We start from the raw sequence: 1,313 nt of genomic DNA, 5'->3' as shown, positions 1-1,313 counted from the left end.
TATTTTATATTTACGATATTGCAGAAGGTAATAACAATTTTTGTTGAATATGTTCTTATAACACAATTAGATACATTTCATTTAACAACTACTAATATCGGCAAATGGGTGTTTTTCTTTACAAAAAGAAACTCAAAATATGTAAAATCCACTTAATAATGCCGTAATTATCTCATATCGAGAAAGTTTTTTTTGAAAATATGTTTTTATTCGGTTAAAAAGAGAAATCTTAGCGTTAAGTTTTAAAAAGTTTTATTTTGATGATATTAAAGTTAATCACCCTATAACAAATTAACCATAGACCCATTAATACAGAGGAAAAATATGATTATCGCTTATTCAACAGCCCCTAATGAAACTGTCGCCCATGAAATAGCTCACCATCTTATACAGGCGAAGCTTGCAGCTTGTATTAACGTCCTTCCTAATATCAAATCTATCTATCATTGGAATAATGAAATTGTTGAAGATAATGAGGTACTTATGATGATCAAAAGCGAGAGTTCAAAACAACAGATTTTGATTGATACACTAGTAAAAATGCACCCTTACGATACACCAGAAGTCATTATTGTCCCTATAGAAAATGGGTTTCATGGTTATCTAGAATGGATACATCAAAGCCTAAATTAATGATTATTTCATTGCATTATCATGCTATTTCATCTTATTTGTGATAAAAATGATAGAATATTGTAAATAAAACAATACTTACAATCTCAATAATGAGACAAATAAACAAAGTAAAATATTAAGATTAATTACTATTTAACTGCTAAATCATTTTTAAAAACTTTTCTTTTTGAGATTATTTTTATATTCACAGAAAAAATATAAACAATAAATTATTATTAAATTTTTATAAGTCAAAGAAATGAACAATAATACGCTAATGAGCAAAGGAAAAAATAAAAAAACAACAAACTGGTTTTTATAGGTTATTATCCTAAAGAATAAATTTAACCGATATCTTACCCTAGTTATTTTCTGTTATAATTAACGAGCTTTCTCTATATTACATGTAAAAAAGGAGTGAGTTGTGAAAACAAACAGAGTCGCAAGACGTATTTTAGGTTTACCTTATAATTTAAGTCGGTCTAAAAAGAAAGTGCGTTTTTCCATTATTACGCCTACAGAAAGTGATAATCTTCCCGCAGAGTTAAAAAATGCAACTCGGATCTGTTTAAAACAAGATTTCAGAAAAAATGCGCAAAATAAGCGTATTTATATGAAATTAACCGATGCTTATCCAGATTATCTTCTAGTAAGTTAATTACTTATGCCTAATGTTAGATTATAAATAACTTTTATTT

2 protein-coding genes are annotated in these 1,313 nt (G+C 26.9%); both read left to right on the top strand.

All coding sequences use genetic code 11. The features are described from left to right. Positions 1–324 precede the first annotated feature (324 nt). Complete coding sequence (cutA, locus tag AACU95_RS17425) at positions 325–633, top strand: divalent-cation tolerance protein CutA (protein WP_004243315.1); 309 nt, start codon at positions 325–327, stop codon at positions 631–633. Between the two features lie 406 nt (positions 634–1,039). Continuing rightward, complete coding sequence (gene sra, locus AACU95_RS17420; protein ID WP_004243316.1) at positions 1,040–1,273, top strand: stationary-phase-induced ribosome-associated protein; 234 nt, start codon at positions 1,040–1,042, stop codon at positions 1,271–1,273. The last annotated feature ends 40 nt before the right edge of the window (positions 1,274–1,313 follow it).

This window comes from Proteus sp. G4415 (assembly GCF_963896075.1).
In the GTDB taxonomy this organism is placed as follows: Bacteria; Pseudomonadota; Gammaproteobacteria; order Enterobacterales; family Enterobacteriaceae; genus Proteus; species Proteus mirabilis.
Note: the sequence above shows the minus strand (reverse complement) of the source record. Positions and strands in the feature narration are given on the sequence as shown.